Origin of the sequence: Candidatus Pelagibacter ubique HIMB140 (assembly GCF_025558165.1) — a bacterium.
In the GTDB taxonomy this organism is placed as follows: Bacteria; Pseudomonadota; Alphaproteobacteria; order Pelagibacterales; family Pelagibacteraceae; genus Pelagibacter; species Pelagibacter ubique_T.
Genome location: NZ_LAMZ01000001.1, coordinates 1,412,705 through 1,437,930 on the forward strand (window position 1 = coordinate 1,412,705; position 25,226 = coordinate 1,437,930).

Annotated in this window: 22 protein-coding genes and 1 tRNA gene; 7 read left to right on the forward strand and 16 right to left on the reverse strand. The window is 31.8% G+C overall.

Translation table 11 applies throughout. The annotated features are described in order from the left end of the window. Nucleotides 1-19: 19 nt before the first annotated feature. From VP90_RS07565 to VP90_RS07580, 4 genes are all read right to left on the reverse strand, one after another. The gene (locus VP90_RS07565; protein ID WP_262590503.1) at nt 20-1,240 is read right to left on the reverse strand and encodes an ABC transporter substrate-binding protein; all 1,221 of its coding nucleotides are present in this window, start codon (nt 1,238-1,240) and stop codon (nt 20-22) included. An 85-nt stretch (nt 1,241-1,325) separates the two neighbouring features. After that, nucleotides 1,326-2,453: a cobalamin-independent methionine synthase II family protein gene (locus VP90_RS07570; protein ID WP_262590504.1), complete on the reverse strand. Its 1,128-nt coding sequence runs from the start codon at nt 2,451-2,453 to the stop codon at nt 1,326-1,328. Nucleotides 2,454-2,456: 3 nt separating this feature from the next. Beyond that, nucleotides 2,457-3,449: an ester cyclase gene (locus tag VP90_RS07575; protein WP_262590505.1), complete on the reverse strand. Its 993-nt coding sequence runs from the start codon at nt 3,447-3,449 to the stop codon at nt 2,457-2,459. Next, nucleotides 3,419-4,363, reverse strand: a complete 945-nt coding sequence (locus VP90_RS07580) for a cupin domain-containing protein (protein WP_262590506.1) — start codon at nt 4,361-4,363, stop codon at nt 3,419-3,421. The genes VP90_RS07575 and VP90_RS07580 overlap by 31 nt, the downstream gene beginning before the upstream one ends. A gap of 49 nt (nt 4,364-4,412) precedes the next feature. Here VP90_RS07580 and VP90_RS07585 point away from each other — a divergent pair, with 49 nt between their 5' ends. Continuing rightward, the gene (locus VP90_RS07585) at nt 4,413-5,498 is read left to right on the forward strand and encodes an ester cyclase (protein WP_262590507.1); all 1,086 of its coding nucleotides are present in this window, start codon (nt 4,413-4,415) and stop codon (nt 5,496-5,498) included. Here VP90_RS07585 and VP90_RS07590 read toward each other — a convergent pair. The 6 genes from VP90_RS07590 to VP90_RS07615 all read right to left on the reverse strand — a co-directional run bounded on the left by VP90_RS07590 (nt 5,495) and on the right by VP90_RS07615 (nt 12,444). Continuing rightward, on the reverse strand, nt 5,495-5,860 hold the full coding sequence (locus VP90_RS07590; protein ID WP_262590508.1) for a rhodanese-like domain-containing protein: 366 nt from the start codon (nt 5,858-5,860) through the stop codon (nt 5,495-5,497). The two genes, VP90_RS07585 and VP90_RS07590, sit on opposite strands and share 4 nt — an antisense overlap. A gap of 24 nt (nt 5,861-5,884) precedes the next feature. After that, complete coding sequence (gene hisD / locus VP90_RS07595; RefSeq protein WP_262590509.1) at nt 5,885-7,165, reverse strand: histidinol dehydrogenase; 1,281 nt, start codon at nt 7,163-7,165, stop codon at nt 5,885-5,887. A gap of 61 nt (nt 7,166-7,226) precedes the next feature. Then, nucleotides 7,227-8,138: a bifunctional enoyl-CoA hydratase/phosphate acetyltransferase gene (locus VP90_RS07600; RefSeq protein ID WP_262590510.1), complete on the reverse strand. Its 912-nt coding sequence runs from the start codon at nt 8,136-8,138 to the stop codon at nt 7,227-7,229. A gap of 4 nt (nt 8,139-8,142) precedes the next feature. Beyond that, entirely contained in the window at nt 8,143-9,198 is a 1,056-nt protein-coding gene (locus tag VP90_RS07605) for an ABC transporter ATP-binding protein (RefSeq protein ID WP_262590511.1), read from the reverse strand. 3 nt (nt 9,199-9,201) lie between these two features. Then, a complete protein-coding gene (locus tag VP90_RS07610) occupies nt 9,202-11,394 on the reverse strand; it encodes an ABC transporter permease (protein WP_262590512.1) in 2,193 nt (730 codons plus the stop codon). Between the two features lie 12 nt (nt 11,395-11,406). Further along, nucleotides 11,407-12,444, reverse strand: coding sequence for an ABC transporter substrate-binding protein (locus VP90_RS07615; protein ID WP_262590513.1), 1,038 nt, complete (start codon nt 12,442-12,444; stop codon nt 11,407-11,409). Between the two features lie 155 nt (nt 12,445-12,599). Between VP90_RS07615 and VP90_RS07620 the strand changes: the two genes are divergently transcribed. Next, nucleotides 12,600-13,448, forward strand: a complete 849-nt coding sequence (locus tag VP90_RS07620; RefSeq protein ID WP_262590514.1) for a bile acid:sodium symporter family protein — start codon at nt 12,600-12,602, stop codon at nt 13,446-13,448. Here VP90_RS07620 and VP90_RS07625 read toward each other — a convergent pair. After that, nucleotides 13,441-14,397, reverse strand: coding sequence for a MarR family transcriptional regulator (locus tag VP90_RS07625; protein WP_262590515.1), 957 nt, complete (start codon nt 14,395-14,397; stop codon nt 13,441-13,443). The two genes, VP90_RS07620 and VP90_RS07625, sit on opposite strands and share 8 nt — an antisense overlap. Before the next feature lie 116 nt (nt 14,398-14,513). Here VP90_RS07625 and VP90_RS07630 point away from each other — a divergent pair, with 116 nt between their 5' ends. Further along, nucleotides 14,514-14,711 (forward strand): hypothetical protein, encoded by a 198-nt coding sequence (locus tag VP90_RS07630; RefSeq protein ID WP_262590516.1) that lies wholly within the window; start codon nt 14,514-14,516, stop codon nt 14,709-14,711. Here the strand turns inward: VP90_RS07630 and VP90_RS07635 are convergent. The 4 genes from VP90_RS07635 to VP90_RS07650 form a co-directional block, all read right to left on the reverse strand. After that, a complete protein-coding gene (locus VP90_RS07635; RefSeq protein ID WP_262590517.1) occupies nt 14,700-15,704 on the reverse strand; it encodes an Ldh family oxidoreductase in 1,005 nt (334 codons plus the stop codon). The two genes, VP90_RS07630 and VP90_RS07635, sit on opposite strands and share 12 nt — an antisense overlap. After that, entirely contained in the window at nt 15,705-17,630 is a 1,926-nt protein-coding gene (locus VP90_RS07640) for an ABC transporter permease (protein WP_262590518.1), read from the reverse strand. Next, nucleotides 17,630-18,427 carry an ABC transporter ATP-binding protein gene (locus VP90_RS07645; RefSeq protein WP_262590519.1) on the reverse strand — a complete coding sequence of 266 codons (798 nt, stop codon included), beginning with the start codon at nt 18,425-18,427 and terminating at the stop codon, nt 17,630-17,632. Before VP90_RS07645 ends, VP90_RS07640 begins: the two co-directional genes overlap by 1 nt. An 86-nt stretch (nt 18,428-18,513) precedes the next feature. Then, nucleotides 18,514-19,455, reverse strand: coding sequence for an ABC transporter substrate-binding protein (locus VP90_RS07650; protein WP_262590520.1), 942 nt, complete (start codon nt 19,453-19,455; stop codon nt 18,514-18,516). Nucleotides 19,456-19,656: 201 nt separating this feature from the next. Between VP90_RS07650 and VP90_RS07655 the strand changes: the two genes are divergently transcribed. Genes VP90_RS07655 through VP90_RS07665 form a run of 3 tightly spaced genes read left to right on the forward strand, consistent with a single transcriptional unit; the run spans nt 19,657 to nt 24,599 of the window. Then, entirely contained in the window at nt 19,657-21,003 is a 1,347-nt protein-coding gene (locus VP90_RS07655; protein ID WP_075505902.1) for an aspartate aminotransferase family protein, read from the forward strand. 30 nt (nt 21,004-21,033) lie between these two features. Continuing rightward, nucleotides 21,034-22,152: an alanine dehydrogenase gene (ald, locus tag VP90_RS07660; RefSeq protein ID WP_262590521.1), complete on the forward strand. Its 1,119-nt coding sequence runs from the start codon at nt 21,034-21,036 to the stop codon at nt 22,150-22,152. A gap of 2 nt (nt 22,153-22,154) precedes the next feature. Continuing rightward, entirely contained in the window at nt 22,155-24,599 is a 2,445-nt protein-coding gene (locus VP90_RS07665) for a GcvT family protein (RefSeq protein WP_262590522.1), read from the forward strand. Nucleotides 24,600-24,608: 9 nt separating this feature from the next. Here the strand turns inward: VP90_RS07665 and VP90_RS07670 are convergent, their stop codons facing one another. Then, nucleotides 24,609-25,082 carry a DM13 domain-containing protein gene (locus VP90_RS07670; protein WP_262590523.1) on the reverse strand — a complete coding sequence of 158 codons (474 nt, stop codon included), beginning with the start codon at nt 25,080-25,082 and terminating at the stop codon, nt 24,609-24,611. A 58-nt stretch (nt 25,083-25,140) separates the two neighbouring features. Between VP90_RS07670 and VP90_RS07675 the strand changes: the two genes are divergently transcribed. Next, a tRNA-Met gene (locus VP90_RS07675) sits at nt 25,141-25,217 on the forward strand. Nucleotides 25,218-25,226: the final 9 nt, after the last annotated feature.

Below are 25,226 nucleotides of genomic sequence, written 5' to 3' on the forward strand. Positions count from 1 at the left end.
CCCACTTAAAGATTAGATTTTATAGAAAGCCTTGTTCTTTAGCTTTACTAGTGTAAGCAGCCTCAACATCTTTCAATGCTTGTTCAGCTGACTCTTTACCTTGTAAAAACTCAACAATCTCACTTCCTAATGCACCATGCATTAAACCCATTTGTGGTAACATTGGATATGGTTTTGCACCCATTTTTACAGCTTCAATTACACCAATAGATTTTGGTCCTGGAACAAATCCTTCTACTAACCAAACAGCTTGGTCAGCAGCATCAGCAACCATTTTCTTGTTTGATGCAGCGTGCGCTAAAGCTCTAAATGTTGCTTCAGCATCAGCATCAGGTCTATTTTTTGCAAGTGTGAAACCATCCCACCATAAAGTTGCAGCTGGGATATTTCCGCCAGCAACAGTAGCTGGACCTGTTAGTTTTGTAGCTTTAGTAATATTAGCATCACCTTCATCATCTAAAAGTGTACCTGATCTAGAAGCCCATAATGTCATTAAAGCAACATTTCCAGCTTCCCATTCAACTTTAATAGCTTCACTATCATGTGTTAAATAATCTGGGTTACTTAATTCAGATAATTTTTTTAGCATGTTTAAAGTAGCAACACCTTTTGCATTATTTACATTTGGTTCTGCACTTCCAGACTTAAAGAATTCACCACCATGACCAATGTACATGTTCACAAACTCTTCTGCTAAGTTCCAACCTGCTTTGTAAGCAGCAGCATATGGATATTGCATTTTTCCTGAAGCTCTAATTTTTTCAGAAGCAGCAACTACCTCTTCATATGTTTTTGGAACAGCTATACCAAGATCTTTTAAAACGTCTTCTCTATAGTATAAGTGTTGAGTGTTAGCCATAAATGCTACAGCCATTACTTTTCCATCAATTGTGATCAATTGAGAGTCTTGAATTCCTTTTCCATATTTTTTAACAAGATCATCTAAAGGTCTTATTAAGTCTTGGTTCATTAAAGGAACGATTGAACTGTTTGCTGCAATTCTAGCTGAAAATTCAGATGGATTTGCAGTAAGAGCTGGCACTGCGATTTTATTGTGCTCAGATGAATGAGTCACTTTAAAATCTGCACTTCCTTTACATTGTTTAGAAGTTTCAACGAAAGTTCTTAATGCAGGAAAATCATTAGCCAAAATATTTATTGAACCACTTTTAATGTTACAATCTGCATAAGCAGAAGTTCCAAAAAGTAAAAACAATAAAGTAACTAGTATTTTTCTCATATGTTTTCTCTCTTTATATTTATTGTTAAATTATAATTTAAGTTCAAAAACTATATCTATTAGGAAGTTTAAATTAAAGAGGAAATTAAATCACTTTTGACGCAAGTTCTGCGCCAAGTACCAAAGACTCTAGCTTCTTATAAACAATATTTTCATCAACATTTCCAAAGCCCGCAAAGGTACTAAAACCACAATCTGTTCCAGCAACCAGTTGATCTTTCTCAACAACTTTTGAATAGGTTACAATTCTATTTTTTACAACCTCGGGATGTTCAACAAAGTTTGTTGTTGAGTCGATTACCCCAGGAGCAATTATTTTGTCATTTGGGATTTTTAAATTTTCAAAAATTTGCCACTCATGAGAATGTCTTGGATTTGACGACTCAATTAAGTATGTTTGTATATTAGCCTTTAAAGCTATAGGCATAATTTTTTCTAGCGCAATGTCATGTAAATGAGGTCCTTCATAATTACCCCAGCAAATGTGCATTCTTATTTTGGAGCTATCTATATTACTAATAGCGTTATTTAAACATTCTATTTGTTTTTCTGCTCTTATTAAAAATTCTTCTTCTGATAAATCTTTAAAAGTCATGTGTCTTGCAAGAGCTAAATCTGGACAATCTAACTGAAGTTTTAATCCATTTGATGTAATTTCTTCATATTCATCTTTCATCAGGTTAGATAAATTTTCTAAATATTCATCATCATTTTTATAAAATTTATTGGGTAAGAAAGCTGAAATAACTCCTGGCGAAGCAGCATTCATAAACGCATCTTTATGATTATTTTTTTCTAAAGCTTGTTTAAAATTATTTATATCTTTTGTTAGAGAAGTTTTGTCTTTAATTTTTAACTCACTTGTACAACAAGGTCTTGTGTAAGTAGGAGTGCCACCTGTTCTTGCAATTCTTTCTTTAAAAGATGGAAAGTCATCTAAATCTTTTGGTGCTTTTCTTTCACTCTCTCCTGAAAAGCCATCAATTCTATCTTTAACATAAGTTGCATAGCTAATCTTAGACATTTCACCGTCACTAATAAAGTCAATTCCAACTTCTTTTTGTTTTTTAACAATATTATCTACATCTCTTTGAACAATTTCATCAAATTGATTTAAATCTATTTTTTCTTTTTGATCTTTTTTAAATAAAAGATCAGATAATTCATTTGATCTTGGTAAACTTCCCACATGTGTTGTTTTAATTTTACTCATAATTTATTTCATTAAAATTTGTTTCCAAATTGCAACCTCATCAAACAAAACCCATTCTCTTATAACATTTCCATCAATTATTTCTGCATGGTTTATACCCATTATAAAAATATTTTTATTTGATTTTTCTCCAAATTCTTTAGTATCTTTTGAATGATTACCTTGCAGAAACCATCGTATTGATGCTTTAGGATTTTTATCTGCTTCTTCTAAATAACCAATATGCTCAACAGAAAACTTCATATCACTCAAAGTATTTTTTAAAGCATTCCAAAATTTGATTATATCTTCTCTCCCATGTCCGATTTTGTTTCCAGGCCAATAAATGGTTGCAGCTCTTGCATAGTCAGAAAAATCATAATCATCTTTAAAGATATTTTTTAATATTTTGGAGTATTTACTTCCAGCAGAATCATCAGGTACAACGCCTTGTTTGTAATCTGAATTCATCTCAGAATTTGAATTAAATAATTGTTTTGCTTTTTCAACGCCGCCTTCTTTATCTATAAGCATTTGAGCGAAATCTTTTGGTGTAAATCCTATTTGTCTTACCATTGCTCCTTGATCACGAACAATCCATTCATCATAGACTTGATTATTTTTGCATGCACAATCAGCAATTACCCTATAATAAATATCTTTATCAGTTGGTTTGCCGTATGAACCATCACCAAGATGTGTTCCTTTACTTAAAATTCTATGAGATGAATGATAACCGATATCATCATTTCCATTCCAAATCACATCTTCTCCAAGCAATTGTCTGTTAGGAAATTCTTTTAAGGTCGCATAAGTTGCATCAATTACAGGTTTATTTCCATACGTGACACCAAAAGGTGATCTAACTGGAATATTGTCGCTATAAAATTGACCAATAGACTCAACATCTTTATTTTCCCAAATTTGTTTAGTTATTTTTAGTATGTAATCAGGAAAGTTTTTATATTTTGGATCAAAACCTTTCATTAGATTTGAGTTACACAATTTAAGTAACATTCCTCATTTTCATCTATTTTAATATTAACGTTTGAATTAATTGGAATAGAGATTGTATCTTTAGCATTTAAAACACACTGAAAATCATCAATCATTATTTCCCATTTTCCAGTTCTTGAGAACATTATTGTAGGTTTTTCAAATTTTAAATTAGTTATATGACCTTTGCTGGATTTTAAAATTGAAAGATTAAATCCGGTATCTTGATTTATTACTGGAGAGAACTCTTTTTTTTCAAATTTGTTTCCAAGAATTTGAATTAAATTAACATTCTCATTGAGTTTGTTTTCATGTTTTGAATTTTCATTACTTTTACATATAAACTTTTCTAGTTGATCCAATTTATAGTTATCAAATTTTTTTATTTCCTCTTGAGAAATAGGCTCGAGAATTGTTTTTCCGTCTGGAATTTGATTAACAGATAAATCAATTAATGAATTATCATTTAATAGTGCCATACCAGTTTTTTTTGCTTTTTCTAAAACACTTGGAACCCAAGTTATTATTCCAGGATCATCTCCACCTAAAACAACAAAAATTAATCCTTCTTCGTCACCTGCGTTTTCAAATGCTCTAAACATGTTAGTTGGCATTGAAATTATGTCACCAGCATTCAAAATTGTTTCATCTTTTCCTTCTGCTCCCCAATAAAATCTCCATCTACCAGAATAAATAACAAATACTTCTGCAGTTGTGTGACTATGTAGGCCTGAACCATTTTGGGGAAGTGCTGACACAGCGCCTAAATTAAAACTATGAGGCATAGCAATTTTTATAAATTGTTTGCTATCTTCAGCTACACCAGGTCCAACTATAGAATAATTTTTTCTTTCTTTGTGACCTTCAAGTTTACCTTCTACAAAGGGCAGGGTACTTGGAACCAGCTCATTAAATTTTGCTAACCTATTTTCCATATGTTTTTCTAATTGAATTATGATATTAACCCTACTTAAATTATTATAAATGCCAATACAACAATTTGATACAGGTTTAAAAGAACAGCAAGGTGTAAAAAAATTAGAAATTACACCTGAAGAAAATTTCAATAATAAAACAAAAGTAAGAGGCTATTTAAAAACAATTATAGAAGGTGGAATATCTAAATTAGATCAAAATATAGAAAATTATTTTGATAAAGATGTAAAAGTTAATTGTTTTCACCCTGTTAATGAATTTGAGGGTGCAAATACATTTAAAGAAAAATTTTGGCTACCTCTATTTGAAGCTTTTCCAGACATTGAGAGAAGAGAACAGATAGTCATTGGAGGTACATTTAGAGATAAAGTTCAAGTTGGATCAGTATCTATGCTTTCAGGCACATTCAAAAAACCTATTTTTGGAATTAAGCCAATTAATAAAATGGTAAATCTTAAATGCTGCGAAGTCCATGAATTGAAAAATGATAAAATTGTAGAGAGTTATATCTTAATTGATTTATTAGATTTGATATTTCAAACAGGAAAAAATCCAATTAAACCTTCAAGAGGTTCAGAGGGAAATTGGCTAAATCCAATTAATACCGATGGTGTAAATTATTTTGAAAAAGATATGAAAGTTTCTGAAGCAAGTTTAGAACAATCTTTAACGATGCAAAGAAGCTTGAACATAAAGCCAGAGTTGGAAACTAATTCAGACGAAGAATTAAAAGATAAATTAATTAATCATCCACAAAGTGAATTCTGGCATGATAAAATGATATGGTATGGACCAAGTGGAATAGGTACTGGAAGAAACCTAGAGGGATTTGTTGATAACCATCAGTTACCATTTAGAAAAACTTTTAAAGAAAGAAATTATTGGAAACTAGGACATTACTGTGAACTTGGTGATGGAAACTTTTCAATGACTGCTGGTTGGCATAGCATACAAGCAATTTATGGATCAGATGACTGGTTAGGATACAAATCTAATAATCAAAACGTTACTATGAGAGTGATGGATTTTTACCATCACCACGAAGGTAAAATTAGAGAAAATTGGGTGCCTATAGACTTAATACATATACTTAAGCAAATAGGAATTGATGTTTTAGAGTTAATTAAGGACTAATCTTTTAACTTATCCCACTCAGACATACCGCCTGAAATATTTTTAACGTTTTTAATTCCCATTTCTTTCATTGTTTTTGTAGCAAGAGTTCCTTGACCACCTAAACCACAAAATACAACATATTCTTTGTCAGGATTATTTTTAAAAGTATCGTTTTCAATAGGACTTCCTTCAGCTAAATAAAATTCTAGCAAACCTCTATCTAAATGCATTGCATTTCCAATAGTACCTTTAGAAAAACTTTCTTTATCTCTAACATCAATAAATTGAACATTAGGATCATTTAATTTCTTCTTTGCTTCTTCGGCAGTGATGTTTTCAATTTCGTTGCTAACGCTCATTACTTCTTCAAATTTTTTCATGTTAAATCCTATCTAATAAATTGTTTAGTAACCGTATTTTTTCAATCTAACATCACCAGTTCTTGCATGAGCTTCCATCCCTTCATATCTTGAAAGTCTAGCAGCAGCTGCCCCAACAAGTTCAGTAGATTCTTTAGTCATTCTTTGGAAACTTAAAGTTTTGATAAATTTACCAACAAACAAACCACCCGTATATCTTCCAGCACCTTTAGTTGGAAGAATATGATTTGTTCCTGAACATTTATCACCATAAGCAACAGTTGTTTCTTCACCGATAAATAAAGAACCGTAATTTTTTAATCTTTTGTGGAACCACTCTAAGTTTTTAGTTTGAACTTCCAAGTGTTCAGGTGCGTACTCATCACTAATTGTAGCCATTTCCTCGTCTGTATCACAAAGAACAACTTCTCCGTAATCCCTCCAAGCAGCTTCAGCATTAGTTCTTGGTAACTCAGGAAGATCAGCAATAAGTTCAGGCACTCTTTTAATTACCTTTTCTGCTAATTCTTTACTTGTTGTCCAAAGCCATGCTGGTGAATTGTATCCGTGCTCTGCTTGACCAACTAAATCTACTGCAACGATTTCTGGATCTGCGTTTTCATCAGCAATAATTCCAATTTCTGTCGGGCCTGCAAATAAATCAATACCCACTTTACCAAATAAAATTCTTTTAGCTTCAGCAACAAATTGGTTTCCAGGACCCACTAATATATCAGCAGGCGCATTTCCAAATAAACCATTTGTCATTGCAGCTATTGCTTGAACACCACCTAGGTTCATAATTACATCTGCACCACAAAGATCAGCTGTGTAAACAATAGTTGGATGAACGCCAACACCAGGTTTTGGAGAGCTACATACTAAAATATTTTTGACCCCAGCAACTTTAGCAGTTGTTACACTCATTACTGCAGATGCAATGTGAGCATATCTTCCAGCAGGTACATAACATCCAGCTGTATTAACAGGAATTAATCTTTGACCCGCATATAAACCTTCAGACAATTCAACTTCAAAATCTTGACCATAATTTTTTAATTGAGCTTCTGCAAATTTTCTCACTCTTTCATGAGCAAACTGGACATCATCTTTAGTTTTTTGATCTAAATTTTTTTTAATCTCTTCAATTTTTTCTTTAGAAACAATTACATCACCTTCGTATTTATCAAATTTTTTTGAAAGCTCTTTGCATCCTTCTTCTTTGCTTGTTTCAATATCCTTAAGAATATTTTCAACAATCTCTCTTGTTTTTGTGTCGTCAGTTGATGAAGTTTTCGGTGATTTTTTTAAGTATGTAATTGCCATTTCTCTCCTTTTAAAATTTAAAGTTTTTTAGGTTAATTTCTAATAAAATTCAATTAATCATTTAGTCCAAAGCTACGACTGCCGCAGCTATTGATGCTAATCTTGCTTGTGCTTCATCTGATCTACTAGTTATTACAACCGGGACTTTTCCTCCCACCACAACACCTGCAGCACATGCACCCATAAAATAAATCATCATTTTAACTAGGGCATTTCCGGTTTCAACACTTGGTACTAATAATACATCAGCTTCTCCTGCAACTAAATTTTTAATACCTTTAATACCAGCAGATTTTTTTGAAATACTATTATCAAAAGCTAAAGGTCCAAAAACATCTGCATTCAAATTTTCTTCTTTAGCAAGCTTTGTTATTTCAGCTGCTTCAATTGAACTTGGCACACTTTCTAAAACTTCTTCAGTTGCAGATAATACAGAAACTTTTGGTCTTTCAATTCCAATACGATTTGAAAAATTTATCACATTTTTTAGTATATGCATTTTTGTTTTAACATTTGGCAATACATTTAAAGCGCCATCAGTTATTATTAATGGCTTATCCTCTTTATCGACTGTCATATGCCAGATATGACTTAATCTAGTTTTCCCTAACAAGTTATACTCTCGCTTTAAAACTTCTTTCATTAGAACGTCAGTATGAATATGTCCTTTTACAATTATTTTAACTTTATCTTCACTTGCAAGTTTAGCTGCAATTTTTGCAGTATTGTTTTCAACTGGCTCATGGATAAGTTCATATTTTGAAATATCCCAACCAAGGTCTTCAGCACATTTTTGTATTTCAACTTCATGACCGATAAAAACTGGTTCAATTAGATTTTCATTTACAGCGTCTTGAACAGATAGCATGGGTAGGGGTTTACCAGCATTTACAACTGCAACCTTAACTCCTTTTTTACTGTGAGCTATATCTAACAGTTTATTTGGACAGACAATTTCTTTATTTGAAAGCATAATTTTAGTCGTTAAGAATTTTTACTTCTTGCTCATTTATACTCAAGAAAACTTCTTCTCCAACTTTAAAAATGTCATTTGTATCACCAGATACAACATATAATTTCCCAACTTTTGAATTTAAAATATATTGATAACTACTGCCCACAAAAGATGCATTATTTACAGTAGCATGAATACAATTATCACCTTTATTTCTATCAATTGATATTTTTTCTGGTCTTAAGGCAACAGAAATATCTCCATTTAATTCATTGTCACTTTGAATTTTGATATTCATTTCAGCTATTTTGATATCATATGAATTTGAATTTTTATTTATGACCTCGGCTTTGACAACATTTGCATCACCAATAAAGTTTGCAACAAATTTGTTTCTAGGAAAATTATAAAGATCTTTCGGGCTGCCTTCTTGAGCAATTACTGCATTGTTCATTACGATTACTTTGTCTGAAATAGCTAAAGCTTCTTCTTGATCATGTGTTACGTAAATAGTTGTTACTCCTAACTTTTGTTGTATTTGTCTAATATCTTCTCTCACCTGTCTTCTTAATTTTGCATCCAAGTTTGAAAGAGGCTCATCAAACAGAAGCACTTTTGGTTCCAATACAATCGCTCTTGCAACAGCAACCCTTTGTTGTTGTCCTCCAGATAATTCTGAAGGCATTCTATTTTCATATCCTTCAAGGTTTACTAGTTTTAATGTTTCTAATGATTTTTGAACGTATTCTTCTTTATTTACATTGATCATTTTTAAGCCATAAGAAACATTTTCCAGTACACTCATGTGTGGAAACAAAGCGTAAGATTGAAATACCATAGACACATCTCTATCTGTTGCAGGTAGCAATGTTACGTCCTCATCATCAACTAAAATTTTTCCACTTGTAGCTCTTTCAAGACCTGCAATAATCCTTAGTGAAGTTGTTTTCCCACATCCAGATGGACCAAGTAACGTTGTCAAAGTTCCAGCTTCAAATTTACAACTAACATTATCAACAGCTGTAGTTTCATTAAATTTCTTTGTAATATTTTCAAACTTCACTTCAGCTTTTTTCATTATCTAAATTCCTTGTAAAATTGATGAGTTTTGATCTCTTCTTCCTAGTTTACGTTTTCCTATTATTAATTGCATTAACATAATTGTAAACAACATTACTACAATTAAAGCAGATGAATATACTATCGCTAAACCGTAGTCATTATTTTCTAATCTTCCTAAAATATAAGATACTGCTAGATCGTAATTTGCACTGACTAAGAATATAACAGCACTAATTGCTGTCATTGCTCTTACAAAACTAAATACTAATGAAGCCGTAATTGCTGGTTTAAGCAATGGAAGAATTATATTTCTAAAAGTTTGAGCACTTGATGCATTTAAAGTTGATGAAGCTTCATCTAAATGAGGATCAAGTTGGTTCATGGCCGCTATTCCAGCTCTAACACCAACCGGCATGTTTCTAAACACAAATGCGATTACTAAAATAATTCCTGTTCCTGTTAACTCTAAAGGTGGAACGTTAAAAGCAAAAACATAACTAACACCAATAACACTACCAGGTATTGCAAAACTCAACATGGTTCCAAATTCAAAAGCATTTTTACCTTTAAATCTATGTCTTGTTAAAAGATATGCAGTCAAAATTCCTATTGCAGCGGTTGGTAAAGATGAAATTAAAGCAATTGTGAAAGTTGTATTAAAGGAATTCCACGCAGTTCCTGTCCACAAGAAGCCTCTGTCTTCTACCCATTCAACACTAAAGGCTTCAATGTAATGTTTTAAAGTAAAGCTATGATCAATGCCCCACATTTCTACAAATCCACCAAACATAATCATGACGTAGATAATAAAAGTTAGTAAAGCCCATGGAAGCACTGTTGAATAAATGACCCATTTTGTTTTATTCGGTAGCTCAGGATGAACACCACTATCTCCTTTACCTGAAATTGAAATATAAGATTTTTTTCCTAACCACTGATTTTGAAGATAAAATACAACTAAGACAACAGACAATAAAATCATAGCAAGTATTGCTGCTTTAGTTTCATCATATTGTGCACCAACAATTGCAAAAAATATTTCAGTAGATAAAACATCATACTCGGCTCCAAGCACTAACGGGTTTCCAAAGTCTGCTAAACTTTCAATAAACCCAAGTAAAAATGCATTGGCTATTCCTGGCCTCATTAAAGGTAATGTAACAGTTTTAAAAACTTGCCACTTTGAAGCCCTTAAAGTTTGTGATGCCTCTTCCATTGATGGGCTGACACTTTCTACAACACCAATTAAAACTAGAAATGCAATAGGCGTGAAAGCAAGAGTTTGTGCAAACCAAATCCCTGGTAATCCATAAATCCACCTTGAAGGTTCGATATCAAATCCCCATTCAAGAAACGAACTTACAACACCAGTTCTTCCAAATAAAATTATGATAGCTAAACCAATTACAAATGGAGGGGTAATGATTGGTAAAACAGATAATATTCTAACTGTTTTTTTAAATTTAAAACTGGTTCTTGCAATTAAAAGAGCAAAACCTAAACCTAAAATTGTCGATGAAAAAGCTGTAAGTGTACCCATGGTAATAGTGTTCCAGAAAACACCACAAGCATAATCACTATATAAACAATCTAATCCCCATATCCCTTTGTTAAAAATCTTATCTGAAAAATTACTAATTTCGTAACCACCTTCAGTTCCTTTAAAGGCTACACCAAACATTCTAAATATTGGAAAAAAAACAAAAGTAGATACTAAAATAATTATACTTCCAATACTTCCTACAATAAAATTATCTCCATTTAACCAGCCACGAGATGCAAGGCCGTGAGTAATATAAAATATAAAAGCACAACATGTTAGTACTGCACCTGAACCCATTCCATATTGATTTTCTACATCTCCAAAAATTGATTGGAATATTTCATAATTCCACCCTCTGATCCCAACAGCAAAACCTTGTAAGAAAAAATAAAAGAAACCAAATAAACCTGAGTACAAAAATATTTTTGAATACAGAGGATTAGTTTGATTTAATTTAATTGTGGTTAAAGGTAAAAATAATGGAAAGATTAATGGGAATAACCAATATTTTTTATTTATAAAAACTTGAGGTAGGGCAGAGCCGTAATCTTCTAAAGAATACTCTAAAATCCAATTGATTGAGAAAAACCCGTCACCTGTTACATACCATGGAAAGAGAAAGAAACCTGTTCCACCAATTAGTATCCAACAAATGACGAGCCCTCTCATTAATTCCTAAAATTATCTAGGAATTACAGATACGTCTTTATCCCACTTAGATAACAGACTCGCTCTTGTTGCTTTATCTCCATAAACTTTAAAATTGTAATCAATCAAGTTTATAGTTGATAAATCTGGAGCATCAGGATCAGCTTTTGCTTTAGTATTAGACGGTACTTGCAAAGATTTTCCTGAAGTGAACACCATAGTTTGTATTGCAGGACTTAATGCCCAGTCATAAAACTTTTTAGCTTCCTTCATATTTCTTGCACCAGCAATAATACTCATTGATCCAACTTCATAACCAGTTCCTTCTTCAGGAGAAACAGTTACAACAGGCAAACCTTTCTTAGTTTGTTTCACACCATCGTGTTGGAAACAAATACCAATTAAGTTTTCACCTCTTCCAGTAGCCTTAATTGGAGCAGAACCAGATTTAGTATAAGTGTTTATATTTGCATGAAGTTTCTTCATGTAATCCCAACCTTTATCTTCTCCAAAAATTTGAAGAATTGTAGCTAAAGTTGTGTAAGCAGTTCCAGATGAATTTGGATTTGCTACTTGGATTTCACCTTTATAAATAGGTTTTGTTAAATCCATCCATGATTTAGGAGCTGGAAGACCTTTTTTTGCTAAAAGATCTTTATTGTATCCAAAACCTAATGCACCAACATAAATCCCTACAGATTTATAGTCAGCATTTTTTGCTTGGTTTTGAGCCGCTGGTAATAAATCATCAAAGTGTTTTGATTTATATTTTTCAGTTAAATTTTCCTGAGCAGCTGTTAAGTGTGGATCACCAGTTCCACCAAACCAAACATCACCTTTAGGATTAGAAGCTTCTGCTTTAATTTTTGCAAAAGTTTCACCACTACTTGCTCTTGTCATTGCAACTTTTGTGCCTGTTTCTTTTTCATAAGCTTGTTCAAGCATTTCACAAACATCAATTTCAACACTGCAATATAAAGTTAACTTTGCAGCAGAAGCTTTGTTTGTTAAGCCAAACATTGTTAATGAAAAAAGAAGGACAATAGATGCTATTTTTAATAGTTTATTCATAATATCCTCTCTAAAGTTATATTAGTTAAAAGGTTAATATGATTTTAATTTAATTGTTACCGTTTTATTACAAAATGCACCTTCAGGTTTAATTTTTTTTTTAGTTATCCAAAACAGATGTGTGATATAAAAATTTCTGTTGAGAGGGTAGATATTTGGAGATTGTAACTAAAATAGCACCGTTAGCTTTAGCATTGATAATGCTTGGCCTAGGACTTGGTTTATCTGTAAAAGATTTTACTAGAGTAATTAGAAATCCAAAAGATTTTTTAATTGGAATAACTTGCCAATTAATTCTTTTACCAATTGTTGCATACATATTGGTTTTAATTTTAAGATTACCGATCGAAATAGCTTTAGGTTTAATGATTATAGCTGCAGCACCAGGAGGTGTTACATCAAATGTTCTTACTAAGTTTGCAGATGGAGATGTAGCTTTATCAATTTCTTTAACAGCTGTTGGAAGTTTAATTAGTATTATATCAGTTCCATTTATAGTTTTTACTTCAGCTGGAATGCTAGGGGTTACTGAAATGTCTACAGAGATTACCATGACAGGGATCGCACTTAAAATGGCTTTAGTTGTAACTGTTCCGGTAATTATAGGAATGGTTATAAGAGGATTTGCAGAAAATTTTATCTCTTCAAATATTAACATCGTCAATAGAACTACTAGTTTATTATTTGTTATTGTATTTGCAGCAATTTGGATTGAAGAAAGAGAAAATATTTTTAATTATTTAGCTCAAGCTGGAATAGCGGTTTTAATTTTAAATATAGTGATGATGATTTTAGCTTTTTATATTGCTAAAGTTTTTGCAACTGGAGTTGCTCAGAGAAAATGCATTTCTTTAGAGTGTGGTCTTCAAAATGGAACTTTAGCAGTATTTGTTGCATCTCAAATTTTTAATGATGTTGCTTACATGATACCAACAGCTGCTTATGCTTTAGTCATGTATATTACGGGATTTATTTTTATATATATTTTAAGAAGATCTAGTTAATTGTAGCTTTATTTAAAATTTTATAAATTAGTTCTGAAATTTCTTTTACTGTTTGTTCTTGTATTTTTTGGGTTTTTGAAAAAATTTTTTCATCAATTTTAACTGAAATTAATTTTTTTTGATCCATTTTTGCATAACCTTTTTTGATTAAAGAATTTACTTTTCTAACAACTGTTGGTCTCGGAATACCTGTAATGTCTGATATAGACATAGAATTTAAACCAATTTTGTCTGCAAAAGATATTCGCTTTCTCCACTTTTCAATATCTATATCCTGGATAATAAAATTTTTACTTGATGATGCATTTGATATTATAAGCAAAGCTACGCATAATGTTTCTAAATCTTTTGTTTCTTTTCTCCATCTGAAAAAGTAAGAAAAAATAAATTTATAAAATTCGTACCAACAATATGAGAAATTATTCTTAATAGTATCTGTTATTTCATTGGAAGAAAAAGAGTTTGGAATTTTATTTTCTTGTTTTAAAATTTTTGAAGAAATTGATACCAAATACGATATATTTTTTAATGCACTTATTGGCTGCACTGTTTCATAAGCAGATCTATCAATAAAAATTTTCTTCCTTGTTCGTTTTATTACGCCTATTTTTTCTAAATAAATAATCTTTCTTCTTACACTTTCTTTTGGGATTTGAAGATCTCTAGAAATTTCAATAATTTTAATTTCTTCGATTTCTAAAGTTTTGTCTTTATAAAAGGTGTTGTAATCGACCTGAATTCCATTTTTTCTATAGAATTTAAAATCATTATTAACTAAATAGATTAAGACCATATACATTTCTATATCTTTGAAATTGGAATAAGCATTAATTATCCATTCAGATACAAATTTATAAAAAGCTGGAACGAAATTATTAAATTTTTTATTGATTACTGAAGTAACCATTTTTTCATCTAGTGCGTCAGATATGCTTGGTAGTGTGCTCATGATTTAAAAAAAACCCAATATGGACAATACACAATAAAGTGTCAACCCATTTTGGACATTCCTAATATGTAATAATGTAACTAGTAATGATTAAATGATTTTGTATTTAAAAAATTATGAGTACAGAAAGCTTAAATAGAACATCCGTTGAAATTGAGAACCCCTCTCAAAATATTGAAGCTCCACAAAGAGTGAATGTGGATGTTCTAAAGCAAAGACTTCTTGAAGAGAAAAAAAAGGAAAAAGTTAAAAGAACAATTATTGTTTCTTCTGTAGTTGCTTCTTTAGGAGTTTTAACTTTTTTAACTTATTAAAGTTTCTAAATCTTTTTTAATAATATCTGGAATATTGATTTCTTTTTTAAGATTTTGTTTGTAACGGTTAAATTTATTTTGTCCTGGATACATTATTTCTTTAACACCTTTAATCTTAGGAAGTTTTTTAATTGTTTTAATATTATCTTTAATTCTTTGGTTATAATTTTTTTGAAATAAGTTTGCTTTAAACGTTATAAACAGATGTCCAATATTTTGTGGTCCTGAAAAATCATCAAAAGGATCTTTAACACGACCTGCATGATTTCCTCCAGTTAGTACACCACTTAAAATATCAACCATCCAAGCAAGTCCCGAACCTCTAAATCCAGCAATAGGCAATTGAACTCCTGCTAATGCTTTTTTTGCATCAGTAGTTGGTTTTCCAAATTTATCTAAGGCTACACCAGCTGGAATTGTTTGATTGTTTCTTGCAGCAACTCTAATTTTACCTCTGTTAATCATTGAGATTGAAGTATCTAAAATAAAAGGAACTTTAGAACCAGTAGGGGTTCCAAAACAAATTGGGTTAGTTCCAAATAAAGTTTTTAATGCACCATGAGGAGCAACTGCTGGAGGAGCGTTTGTATAGATCATTGCAATTAAATTTTTCTTAACCGCTTGTTCAGCGTAATAACCTGATAAACCATAGTGACCACTATTTTTTACAGCTACCATTCCTATTCCTGTTTTTTGTGCATGTTTAATTGCAGTTTTTATTCCAAGATCAGCAGCAACAAATCCAATACTATTATTTGCATCAATATGAGAAATAGAAGATGAAATTTTTTTAATTTTTATTTTTGGTTTTGGATTAATTACTTTTTTGGAAATTCTATCACAATACATTTTAAGTCTTGATAAACCATGACCATATGCACCAACTAATTCTGCATTGATTAAAGCATTAGCAGAAATTAAAGCATGATCTTTACTTAAACCAAATTTTTGAAAAATTTTAATTACTTGATTTTTTAACAAAGGAGTTTTCATTTATCCTTTTCCACGCCATGGAATAGTTTTATCAATTATCTTTCTTAAAGTTACATCGAACAATAAACCAAGAAGACCCATTATAAATATCGTTATCCAAATAACTTCGTACTGGAAGTATTTTTTAGCAACGTTTTCAACGAAACCAATACCAGTTGTTCCAGCTAAAAATTCTGCTGCAACCAATGTTCCCCAACACATACCAACTGCAACTCTTATTCCAGTTAAAATTTCTGGAAGAGAATTTGGGAAAATTACATATCTTAATATTTGTTTTTTTGTAGCTCCTAATGAGTGAGCAGCATGAATTTTTGATAATTGAGTTCCTGATGCTCCAGCTCTTGCTGAAATAATCATAATAGATAAAGAGACCATAAATAATAAAAATATTTTTCCAGAGTTATCAATTCCAAGTACAGAAATAATTAATGGAGCCCAAGCAAGTGGGGGAACGGGTCTATAAAGTTCAATTAATGGATCAAAGAAACCTTTTGCAAATCTGTTTAGACCCATAAACAATCCTAATGGAACACCAATTATAATTCCAAACACTAATCCTAAAAATACCCGCATAAAAGAATCCCAGATATGTCCGTATGGAACTGGAACTTTGAATAATTTAAAGTCACCAGTAACAACTTTTAAAACATTGCTTTTAAAGTTTTCTTTAACTATTCCATCTTTTGTATGAACTGGATATTCACCAGGTAAGATATCGGCTATCCAATCTGGTAAAACGAAGCCAATCATTTTACTAACATCAACCATTTCAATCCATAAAAGAGGAACATTTTTGTATCCAACACTTGGTTTAGACATCAATACAAACTTATTAAATGTATCGGATGGTTTAGGTAGCCATCTACCAGAACCTTGTTCTGAACAAGTAGGTCCACTTGCTACAATTGTTCCAGCAGGAAATAAAAGTATATCGATTAATCTTAATCCAGCTTGTTCTTTGTTTTGTAACTCATCAAATTCTATGATTGCTGCTTGCATTTCATTTAATGCATTTGGAGGGTAGATACTTGCAAATTCTATTCTTCTTGCAATTTTAACAATATTTTTTGCATAGTCAGATGCTATTTCTTCACTATCATCTAAACCTTTTCTGTAAGCTTTAATGTCATCTTTAAGTTGTTTAATTGAACTTTTGAAAGGTGGGTTATGGTTTTTTAATTTAAAAAATTTGTCGTCAATTTTTTTTAATTCTGCTGCAGCTGCATGAAATTTTAAACCTTTATTTGTTTGAGGTGCAGTTGGTATTTCAATTGTATTTTCAATAGAACCGCTTCCAGAATCTATTGTAGTAATTCCCCAACCACCTTGTTCATCAATAAGTTTTTGTCTTTCAGTTTTTTGTGCATCTGTCTCAAAGGGATAATCTTTCTTTTGGAAGTTTGAGCTTAGAAGTTTTATTTCTTCTGTTATTTCTTGAAGTTTAATTTTGGTATCCATTTCCATTAACTCTTCACTTGTTAACAATGGAATTAATTTAGAAGTTCTATCAATGTAGCTTACAAGAATTGTTTTTTGTTGATCATTTAGATCAGGAGATCCATTTATTTCATTTGCAATTTTTGTAAGATTTTTATTTTCAATTTTAATGATGGATGTACTTTTGAATTCTCTTTCTTCAATAGGGAACTGATATTTTAAGCCTAATAAAGACTCATTTATTTTAGCAACCTGGCATAATTCATTTGCTGATTTTGGATAAAAACCCTTTGCAATATCCCATGAATAATAAAGCCATAGCATCAAGATTGCACTACTACCAACAATTACCCAGTGCGTTCCACCTTTGGCTCTTTCTGGATTACCAAAAACAGCATCAACTTTTTCAGTTCTAATTAATCTTCTCCCATAAAGAACACACCCAATAACAGAAACGATAATAAGTATTGTTACAAATTGTGTTAACATTAATTATCTTTCCCCATTATTTCTTCTTCCATATTCCAGATCATGGATAAAATTTCTTCTCTAGTAGATGAAAATTCTTTATTTTTTTTAATTTCTCTTAAATCTTGAGTAAGACCCATTTCAGCAAATGGAAGATTATACTCTTTATGTATTCTTCCAGGTCTTGGTGCCATGACATATAATCTTTCACCAAGTAAAAGAGCTTCTTCAACAGAATGAGTAATTAAAATAATTGTTTTTCCAGTTTCTTTCCAAATTTTTAAAACTAAAGACTGCATCTTTTCTCTTGTTAATGCATCTAAAGCACCCAATGGCTCATCCATTAAAATTAAATCAGGATCATTTATTAAACATCGTGCAAGCGCAACCCTTTGCTGCATACCACCTGATAATTGATAGGTTGGAGTGTTACCAAATCCTTTTAACCCAACTATATCTAACCATTCTTCAACTTTTTTTGCTGTTACTTCTGGATCTTCGCTTTTCATACGAAGACCAAAGTTTACGTTTTCAGCAACTGTTAACCATTCAAACAAAGCACCTTGTTGAAACACCATTCCTCGTTCAACACCAGGTCCATCTATTTCATTATCGTTTAAAGTAATTTTTCCCGAAGTCGGTCTTAAAAATCCAGCAGTAATATTTAATAAAGTTGTTTTTCCACAACCAGATGGGCCAAGAACAGTAAGTAGTTCTCCTTTTTTTAAAGTAAAACTAACATCTTTTAATGCATGAACCGTTTCTCCTTTTGGAGTTTTAAAAATCATATTTAGATTTTGAGAAACAAGATCACTCATAGCGCCCTTATATTAGAAATTTTTTAAAAAAAATAGGCACTAATTTTTAAATCAGTGCCTATTTAAAAAGTCTTAAACCTTTAAAATTATAAAGGTAAGAAACTTGTGTCTACGTTACCAGCTGGAGTTCCCATTCCTTTTAAGAACCCATCTAGGTTTCCGCTCTCCATAGAAGCTTTAGTTTCCTTTGGAGTTAAGAATTTAAATCCACTTAAAGTTTCTTTCATATCAGCAACAGTCATTTCAGAAGCTTTTGACATAGCATTCATATCGGATTTACCTGATCTGTATCTGTCGTTTGCTTCGTGAGTTACTTCGATAAAAGTTCTTAACATTCCTGGATTTTCTTTCATGAATTTATCTGTAACAGATGTGATATCTATACCTAAGATACCAGCAGCTCTTGCTTCATCTACAGTTAATAATCTTGAACCAACTGCAGTTGCTGCTTTAATAGAGTTACCACCAAATAAACATGCCATTACAACATCACCACTTACTAATGCAGCAGCACCTTCTTCAGGGTCCATTTGAATGATATCCATTTTACTTCTGTCAGCACCAACAACTTTCATACTTTCATCAAAAACGTATTCAGCCATTGTTCCTAGTGGAACAGCAACTTTTTTACCTTCTAATTCAGTAGCGTTAGCTTTTGTAATTCCAGATGCATTTGATGTTACACAAGTAGTTCCACCCATTCCGTATTCCATAGCAATATCCACTAACTTAAGTGGTGCATTTGATTTTACAGCGTTGATGAAAGGTACTAAACCTTGTGAGTAAGAAATATCAATATCTCCTGCTAACATTGCATCAGTCATAGCTCCACCGTTTGTGAAGTTTGTCCACTTAACTGGTACACCAAGAGCTTTTGCAAAATTTTTCTTCTGCATGTCCTCTAGATTTGGACTTGGCCATTCTAGAAAGTATGCAACTCTAACTTCAGTAGCTGCAGAGTTTGCAACTGAAATTGAAAGGTTAAGAGCAAAAATAGATCCTAGAATAAAACTTAGTATTTTTTTCATTTATTCCCCTATGTTAATTTAATTAAATTATTGTTATTTAAATTCAATTTTGAGCGGTTGTAAAACAAAAAGATAAGTTCAATTAAAAGTTGTATACTTATGACGCATCATTTTGGGCGGTCAAAATATTTCTAGCAAACTAATTGATTTAGTCTAATAGTTGGAAATATTTATAACAGTTAATAAAGAGAGAAAAATTTTATGAGCTCAGAAACAAGAACTTCAGTTCCAAATTCATTAAATGAACATTGGATGCCGTTTACATCGAATAAAGATTTTAAAGCGAACCCAAGATTAATTACTGAAGCAAAAGGAGTTTACTTAAAAACTCACCATGGAAAAACACAAATTGATGCGAGCTCAGGATTATTTTGTAATCCGTTAGGTCATGGTAGAAGAGAAATTACTGAGGCAGTTACCAAACAATTAGAGACTTTAGATTATGCTCAGCCTTTCCAACAAGGTTTTGGTGGTTCATTTGAATTAGCTACAAAAATTTCAAAACATACTCCAGGTGATTTAAATAAAATGTTTTTTACTATTTGTGGTTCAACTGCTGTTGAAACTGCAATTAAAATTGCAATTGCTTATCATAGAGCAAAAGGAAATGCTCATAGATTTAGATTTGTAGGACGTGAAAGAGGTTATCACGGAATGAACATTGGATGTGTTTCAGTTGGTGGAATGATTAATAATGTTAAAACATTTGCAAGCATTTTAATGCCAGGTGTTCAACATATGAGACACACACATTTACCAGAACATAAATTTGTTAGCGGTCAACCTGAAACAGGAGGAGATCTTGCAGACGATTTAGAGAGAATTGCAAGTAACTTTGGACCAGAAAATATTGCAGCTTGTATCGTAGAGCCAATTGCTGGATCTACTGGGACTTTAGTTCCACCAAAAGGATATTTACAAAGATTAAGAGAAATTTGTGACAAGCATGGAATTCTCTTAATATTCGATGAAGTGATTACAGGTTGGGGAAGAACAGGTTCCTCTTTTGCAAGTCATGAATTTGGTGTTACTCCAGATTTAATGACTATGGCTAAAGCAACAACTAATGGTGTTGTTCCAATGGGTGTAGTTGCATGTAAAGATGAAATTTATGATGCAGTAATGGATGCATCTCCAATGGGATCTGTTGAATTATTTCATGGATATACTTATTCAGGAATTCCAGTTGCAGTAGCAGCAGGTTTAGCTGTTCAAGATATTTTTGAAAAAGAAGATATCTTTAATAGAGCAAAAAATTTAGCACCTTATTTCCAAAAAGGATTATTTTCTCTTCAAGACTTAGAGTCCGTTGAAAACATAAGAGGTTATGGAATGATGGGTGGTATTGATATGAAAATGAATACTAAACCAGGTAAAGCAGGTTATGAATGTTTTAAAGCTTGTTATGAAGCAGGAGTAAACTTTAAAGCAACTGGTGACTGTCTAATTATCGCTCCTCAATTTATATGTGAAGAAAAACATATAGATGAGATTATTGATAAACTAAGAACAGGTATTACGAACTATCAAAAAAACCAAAAGAACTAATTAGTTTAATTAAAGACATGGAGAGTGCTTATGAAGATAGGCGTACCTAAGGAGATAAAACCTCAAGAAAACAGAATAGGGCTAACACCAGAGAGTGTTAAAACTTTAGTTTCGGAAGGTCACGAAGTTATTGTTGAAAACAATGGTGGGTTTGAAGCTGGATTTGAAAATGATCAATATACAAATGCAGGTGCAAAGATAGCAAACACTGCAGCTGATATTTTTAATGATGCAGATATAATTGTTAAAGTTAAAGAACCTCAAAAAGTTGAGGTTGATATGATTAGAGAAAATCAAATTGTTTATACATATCTTCACTTAGCAGCAGCAAAAGAATTAACTGAAGGTTTAATTAAATCAAAGAGTGTTAATATAGCTTATGAAACTGTAACAGATGACAATGGAAGATTGCCATTATTAGCACCAATGAGTGCAGTTGCAGGACGTATGTCGGTTCAAGCAGGAGCACATTGTCTGGAGAAAAATCAAAATGGAAGAGGACTTTTGTTAGGCGGTGCTCCAGGAGTGACTGGTGGAACTGTAGTTATTTTAGGTGGCGGTGTTGTAGGTGAAAACGCTGCAGTAATTGCAACAGGAATGCAAGCTAAAGTGCATATAGTTGATAAATCAGAAGCTAGATTAAAACAATTAGTTGATATGTTTGGTGACAAAATTATTCCTGAACAAAGTGATAAAATTGATCTTCCAAAATTAGTTTCTGAAGCAGACTTATTAGTTGGAGGAGTTTTAATTCCAGGTGCTGAAGCTCCAAAATTAGTTACTAAAGAAATGATTAAAAGTATGAAGAGAGGTTCTGTCATTGTTGATGTTGCAATTGACCAGGGAGGATGTGTTGAAACAAGCAAACCAACTACTCACGGCGAACCAACTTATATTGTTGATGATGTTGTTCATTATTGTGTAGCGAATATGCCGGGTGGAGTTCCAAGAACTTCTACTTTAGCTTTAAACAATGCAACGTTACCTTATCTTGTAAAACTTGCTAACAATGGTTATCAAAAAGCATTAAGTGAAGATAAAAACTTTTTAGCTGGATTAAATGTTCATAAAGGAATGGTTACTTATAAGGCAGTTGCAGATGTATTTGGTCACAACTTTGTAGACCCAGGAGAAGCTGTCAAACATTAGCAATGGAAAAAAAATATCCTTCTAGCACAAAGGTAGTTGTTGTTGGAGGTGGTGTCATTGGTTGTTCCGTTGCTTACCACTTAACAAAATTTGGCTGGAAAGATGTTGTTCTTTTAGAAAGAGATCAATTAACATCAGGTACAACTTGGCATGCAGCAGGATTGGTTAGCCAGTTAGGTCCAACAGCAGCTGTTACAAAAATTAGAAAATATACTTTAGACCTTTATAAAAAATTAGAAAAAGAAGTTGATCACTCTGCAGGTTTAAGAATTAACGGAGCTCTATCTATTGCTCAAACAAATGCTAGATGGCAAGAGCTTCAAAGACAAGCAACTACGGCTCAATTGTATGATGTTGATATTAAGATTTTAGATAAAGATCAAATTAAGAAAAATTATCCAATTATGTATACGGATGATTTAAAGGGTGGAGTGTTAATGCCAGGTGATGGTGCTGCTGATCCAAGTGGTGTTACACACATGTTGGCAAAAGGTGCAAGATTAGGTGGTGCAAAAATATTTGAGCAATCACCTGTTGAAACAATATTAACTAAAAATGGTAGAGTTAGTGGTGTTAGAGTTAAGGGGCAAGATATTGAATGTGAATATGTTGTTCTTGCAACAGGCATGTGGTCTAGACAAATTGGAGAAAAAATAGGAGTTAGTATTCCTTTATATCCTGCAGAACATTTTTATGTAATTACAGAGCCAATTGAAAATCTTTCACCAACATTACCTGTAATAAGAGATTTTGATAGCAGTACTTATATTAAAGAAGATGCTGGAAAACTTTTAATTGGAATATTTGAAGGTAAGTCAATTCCAGCATTTAAAGATACTAATAAAGTTCCAGAAGATTTTTCATTTGGAGAATTTCCAGAAAATTTTGATCATTTTGAACCATATTTAGAAAAATCCATGAAACGATTTCCAGTTCTAGAGCAAGCTGGAATTAGAAAGTTTTTTTCTGGACCAGAGTCTTTTACGCCTGATACTAATTCTTTATTAGGTGAAGTACCTGAGGTTAAAAATTTATTTGTTAGCTGTGGGTTGAATAGCATAGGTATTGGTAGTGGAGGTGGAGTTGGAAAAGTAACTGCAGAATGGTTAATGACTGGTCATATCAATGAAGATATTTTTAATTACGATATAAAGAGATTTCAAAAGTTTCATTCAGAATTAGGTTTTATTAAAGATCGTATTACAGAGTCACTTGGGGATTTGTATGGAATGCATTGGCCTTATAAACAACACAAAACATCAAGAAATGTAAAAAAATTACCATACCACAATGAATTAAAAAGTTTTGGTGCATGCTTTGGAGTTTCTGCTGGATATGAAAGACCAATGTGGTTTGCTCTTGATGGAGAAAAAGCAGAGTATGAATACAGTTATAATTACCAAAACTGGTATCCATCAGTTGAATACGAAACTAACAATACACTAACAAATGTTGGTCTATATGATTTATCTCCTTTCTCTAAATTTGAAATTAAATCTGAAAAAGCTCATGAAGATCTTCAGAGAATTTGCACATCAAATATAAAACAGGAACCTGGAAAATGTACTTATACTCATATGCTCAATAAAGATGGAGGAATAGAGACAGATCTTACAGTAGTTTGTATAGATCAAAATCATTTTAGAATTATTAGTTCTGCAGCAACAAGAGAAAGAGATAAATTTCATATTAAAAAGCATCTATCGGATAATGTTGAGTTAACTGACATTACTGATGATTATTGTGTGTTTGGATTATTTGGGCCAAAGAGTAGGCTGTTAATGCAAGATTTAAGTTCAGATGATTTTAGTAATGAAAACTTTAAGTTTGCGAATTCGAAATATATAGAAATTAACGGAACTAAAATATGGACCCAAAGATTATCTTATGTTGGTGAGTTAGGTTACGAACTTTATGTTAAAAATTCTGAGTCTAAAAATATTTATGAGAAATTAATAGAAAAAGGAAAAAAATACAATTTATCTAATTGTGGAATGCATGCATTAGATACAATGAGAATGGAAAGTGGTTTTTTACATTGGGGTCATGATATTTCACCTGAGGAAAACCAATACCAGGCAGGTCTTAACTTTACTGTTAGTTACAAGAAAGAATTTAATTTTATTGGAAGAGAAGCATTGGAAAAAATAAAAGATAAAAAAATTGATAGGAAGTTTGCTATGTTTGTCCTTAAAAATAATGAACCAGGAAAACCTCTTCTGCTTCACGATGAACCAATCTATTTTGATGATAAAATAGTTGGAAGAACTACATCGGGTAATTATTCATTTAATTTCAAAAAAAATCTTGCATTTGGTTATATAAATAATGACTATACAGATGATGAACTTCTAAATGGAAATATTTCAATAGAAATTGAAAAAATCAAATATCCTGCTGAAATTATCTTTAAACCATTAAAGCAAACTAATTTTAAAAATAGTTAATTAAAAAAATTATTGGTATTTAGCTGCAGTTATAAATTCACTGAAACTTTCACACCAAATAACTACGGTATTGAATTTACTTACATCTACATTTGAGGGAACATCAACAACAAAGTTTTCAAAACTTTTAACCTCTGCAACATATTTAGCTTCATCTTTAATTGGCAAAAATTCATCTTCATGTTGTGTAAATTCATTTGTTAGATAAAGTTTGTAATCTGGCCCGGGTGCAATTGCGCCATTGACTGTAATTTTTGTGTTTGAAATTGTAACTTTTGCTTCTCCCCAGTGAAATGGATCACTTCCTCTTAAATCTCTAACAAACTCAGTTTGATATTGAGATTTATTTTCATACTCATTAATTTTACTTATTTCGACTGACGCTGGCGCAGTTAAAATTGGTAGAAAATATATACCTAAGCCAAAGCCAATTATTAAAAAGAAAAAGTGACTAATAAATAGATAAGTAATTTTTTTTTTCATAAGAAATTTACTTATAGTTGAAAGAGTTAATAAATGTAGTATAAATCTTTCACTTTATGGCGGGGTAGCTCAGTTGGTTAGAGCGCGGGACTCATAAGCCCGAGGTCAGTGGTTCGATTCCACTTCCCGCTACCAAAAACCTTT

What these genes read in the sequence shown, in the direction of transcription:
- VP90_RS07655 (WP_075505902.1), top strand. Translation starts at nt 19,657, where the DNA reads ATGAGCTCAGAAACAAGAACTTCAGTTCCAAATTCATTAAATGAACAT.
- VP90_RS07615 (WP_262590513.1), bottom strand. Translation starts at nt 12,444, where the DNA reads ATGAATAAACTATTAAAAATAGCATCTATTGTCCTTCTTTTTTCATTA.
- VP90_RS07590 (WP_262590508.1), bottom strand. Translation starts at nt 5,860, where the DNA reads ATGAAAAAATTTGAAGAAGTAATGAGCGTTAGCAACGAAATTGAAAAC.
- VP90_RS07645 (WP_262590519.1), bottom strand. Translation starts at nt 18,427, where the DNA reads ATGAGTGATCTTGTTTCTCAAAATCTAAATATGATTTTTAAAACTCCA.
- VP90_RS07600 (WP_262590510.1), bottom strand. Translation starts at nt 8,138, where the DNA reads ATGCTTTCAAATAAAGAAATTGTCTGTCCAAATAAACTGTTAGATATA.
- VP90_RS07635 (WP_262590517.1), bottom strand. Translation starts at nt 15,704, where the DNA reads ATGAAAACTCCTTTGTTAAAAAATCAAGTAATTAAAATTTTTCAAAAA.
- VP90_RS07585 (WP_262590507.1), top strand. Translation starts at nt 4,413, where the DNA reads ATGCCAATACAACAATTTGATACAGGTTTAAAAGAACAGCAAGGTGTA.
- VP90_RS07650 (WP_262590520.1), bottom strand. Translation starts at nt 19,455, where the DNA reads ATGAAAAAAATACTAAGTTTTATTCTAGGATCTATTTTTGCTCTTAAC.
- VP90_RS07665 (WP_262590522.1), top strand. Translation starts at nt 22,155, where the DNA reads ATGGAAAAAAAATATCCTTCTAGCACAAAGGTAGTTGTTGTTGGAGGT.
- hisD (WP_262590509.1), bottom strand. Translation starts at nt 7,165, where the DNA reads ATGGCAATTACATACTTAAAAAAATCACCGAAAACTTCATCAACTGAC.
- ald (WP_262590521.1), top strand. Translation starts at nt 21,034, where the DNA reads ATGAAGATAGGCGTACCTAAGGAGATAAAACCTCAAGAAAACAGAATA.
- VP90_RS07625 (WP_262590515.1), bottom strand. Translation starts at nt 14,397, where the DNA reads ATGAGCACACTACCAAGCATATCTGACGCACTAGATGAAAAAATGGTT.
- VP90_RS07630 (WP_262590516.1), top strand. Translation starts at nt 14,514, where the DNA reads ATGAGTACAGAAAGCTTAAATAGAACATCCGTTGAAATTGAGAACCCC.
- VP90_RS07610 (WP_262590512.1), bottom strand. Translation starts at nt 11,394, where the DNA reads ATGAGAGGGCTCGTCATTTGTTGGATACTAATTGGTGGAACAGGTTTC.
- VP90_RS07605 (WP_262590511.1), bottom strand. Translation starts at nt 9,198, where the DNA reads ATGAAAAAAGCTGAAGTGAAGTTTGAAAATATTACAAAGAAATTTAAT.
- VP90_RS07565 (WP_262590503.1), bottom strand. Translation starts at nt 1,240, where the DNA reads ATGAGAAAAATACTAGTTACTTTATTGTTTTTACTTTTTGGAACTTCT.
- VP90_RS07570 (WP_262590504.1), bottom strand. Translation starts at nt 2,453, where the DNA reads ATGAGTAAAATTAAAACAACACATGTGGGAAGTTTACCAAGATCAAAT.
- VP90_RS07580 (WP_262590506.1), bottom strand. Translation starts at nt 4,363, where the DNA reads ATGGAAAATAGGTTAGCAAAATTTAATGAGCTGGTTCCAAGTACCCTG.
- VP90_RS07640 (WP_262590518.1), bottom strand. Translation starts at nt 17,630, where the DNA reads ATGTTAACACAATTTGTAACAATACTTATTATCGTTTCTGTTATTGGG.
- VP90_RS07670 (WP_262590523.1), bottom strand. Translation starts at nt 25,082, where the DNA reads ATGAAAAAAAAAATTACTTATCTATTTATTAGTCACTTTTTCTTTTTA.
- VP90_RS07575 (WP_262590505.1), bottom strand. Translation starts at nt 3,449, where the DNA reads ATGTTACTTAAATTGTGTAACTCAAATCTAATGAAAGGTTTTGATCCA.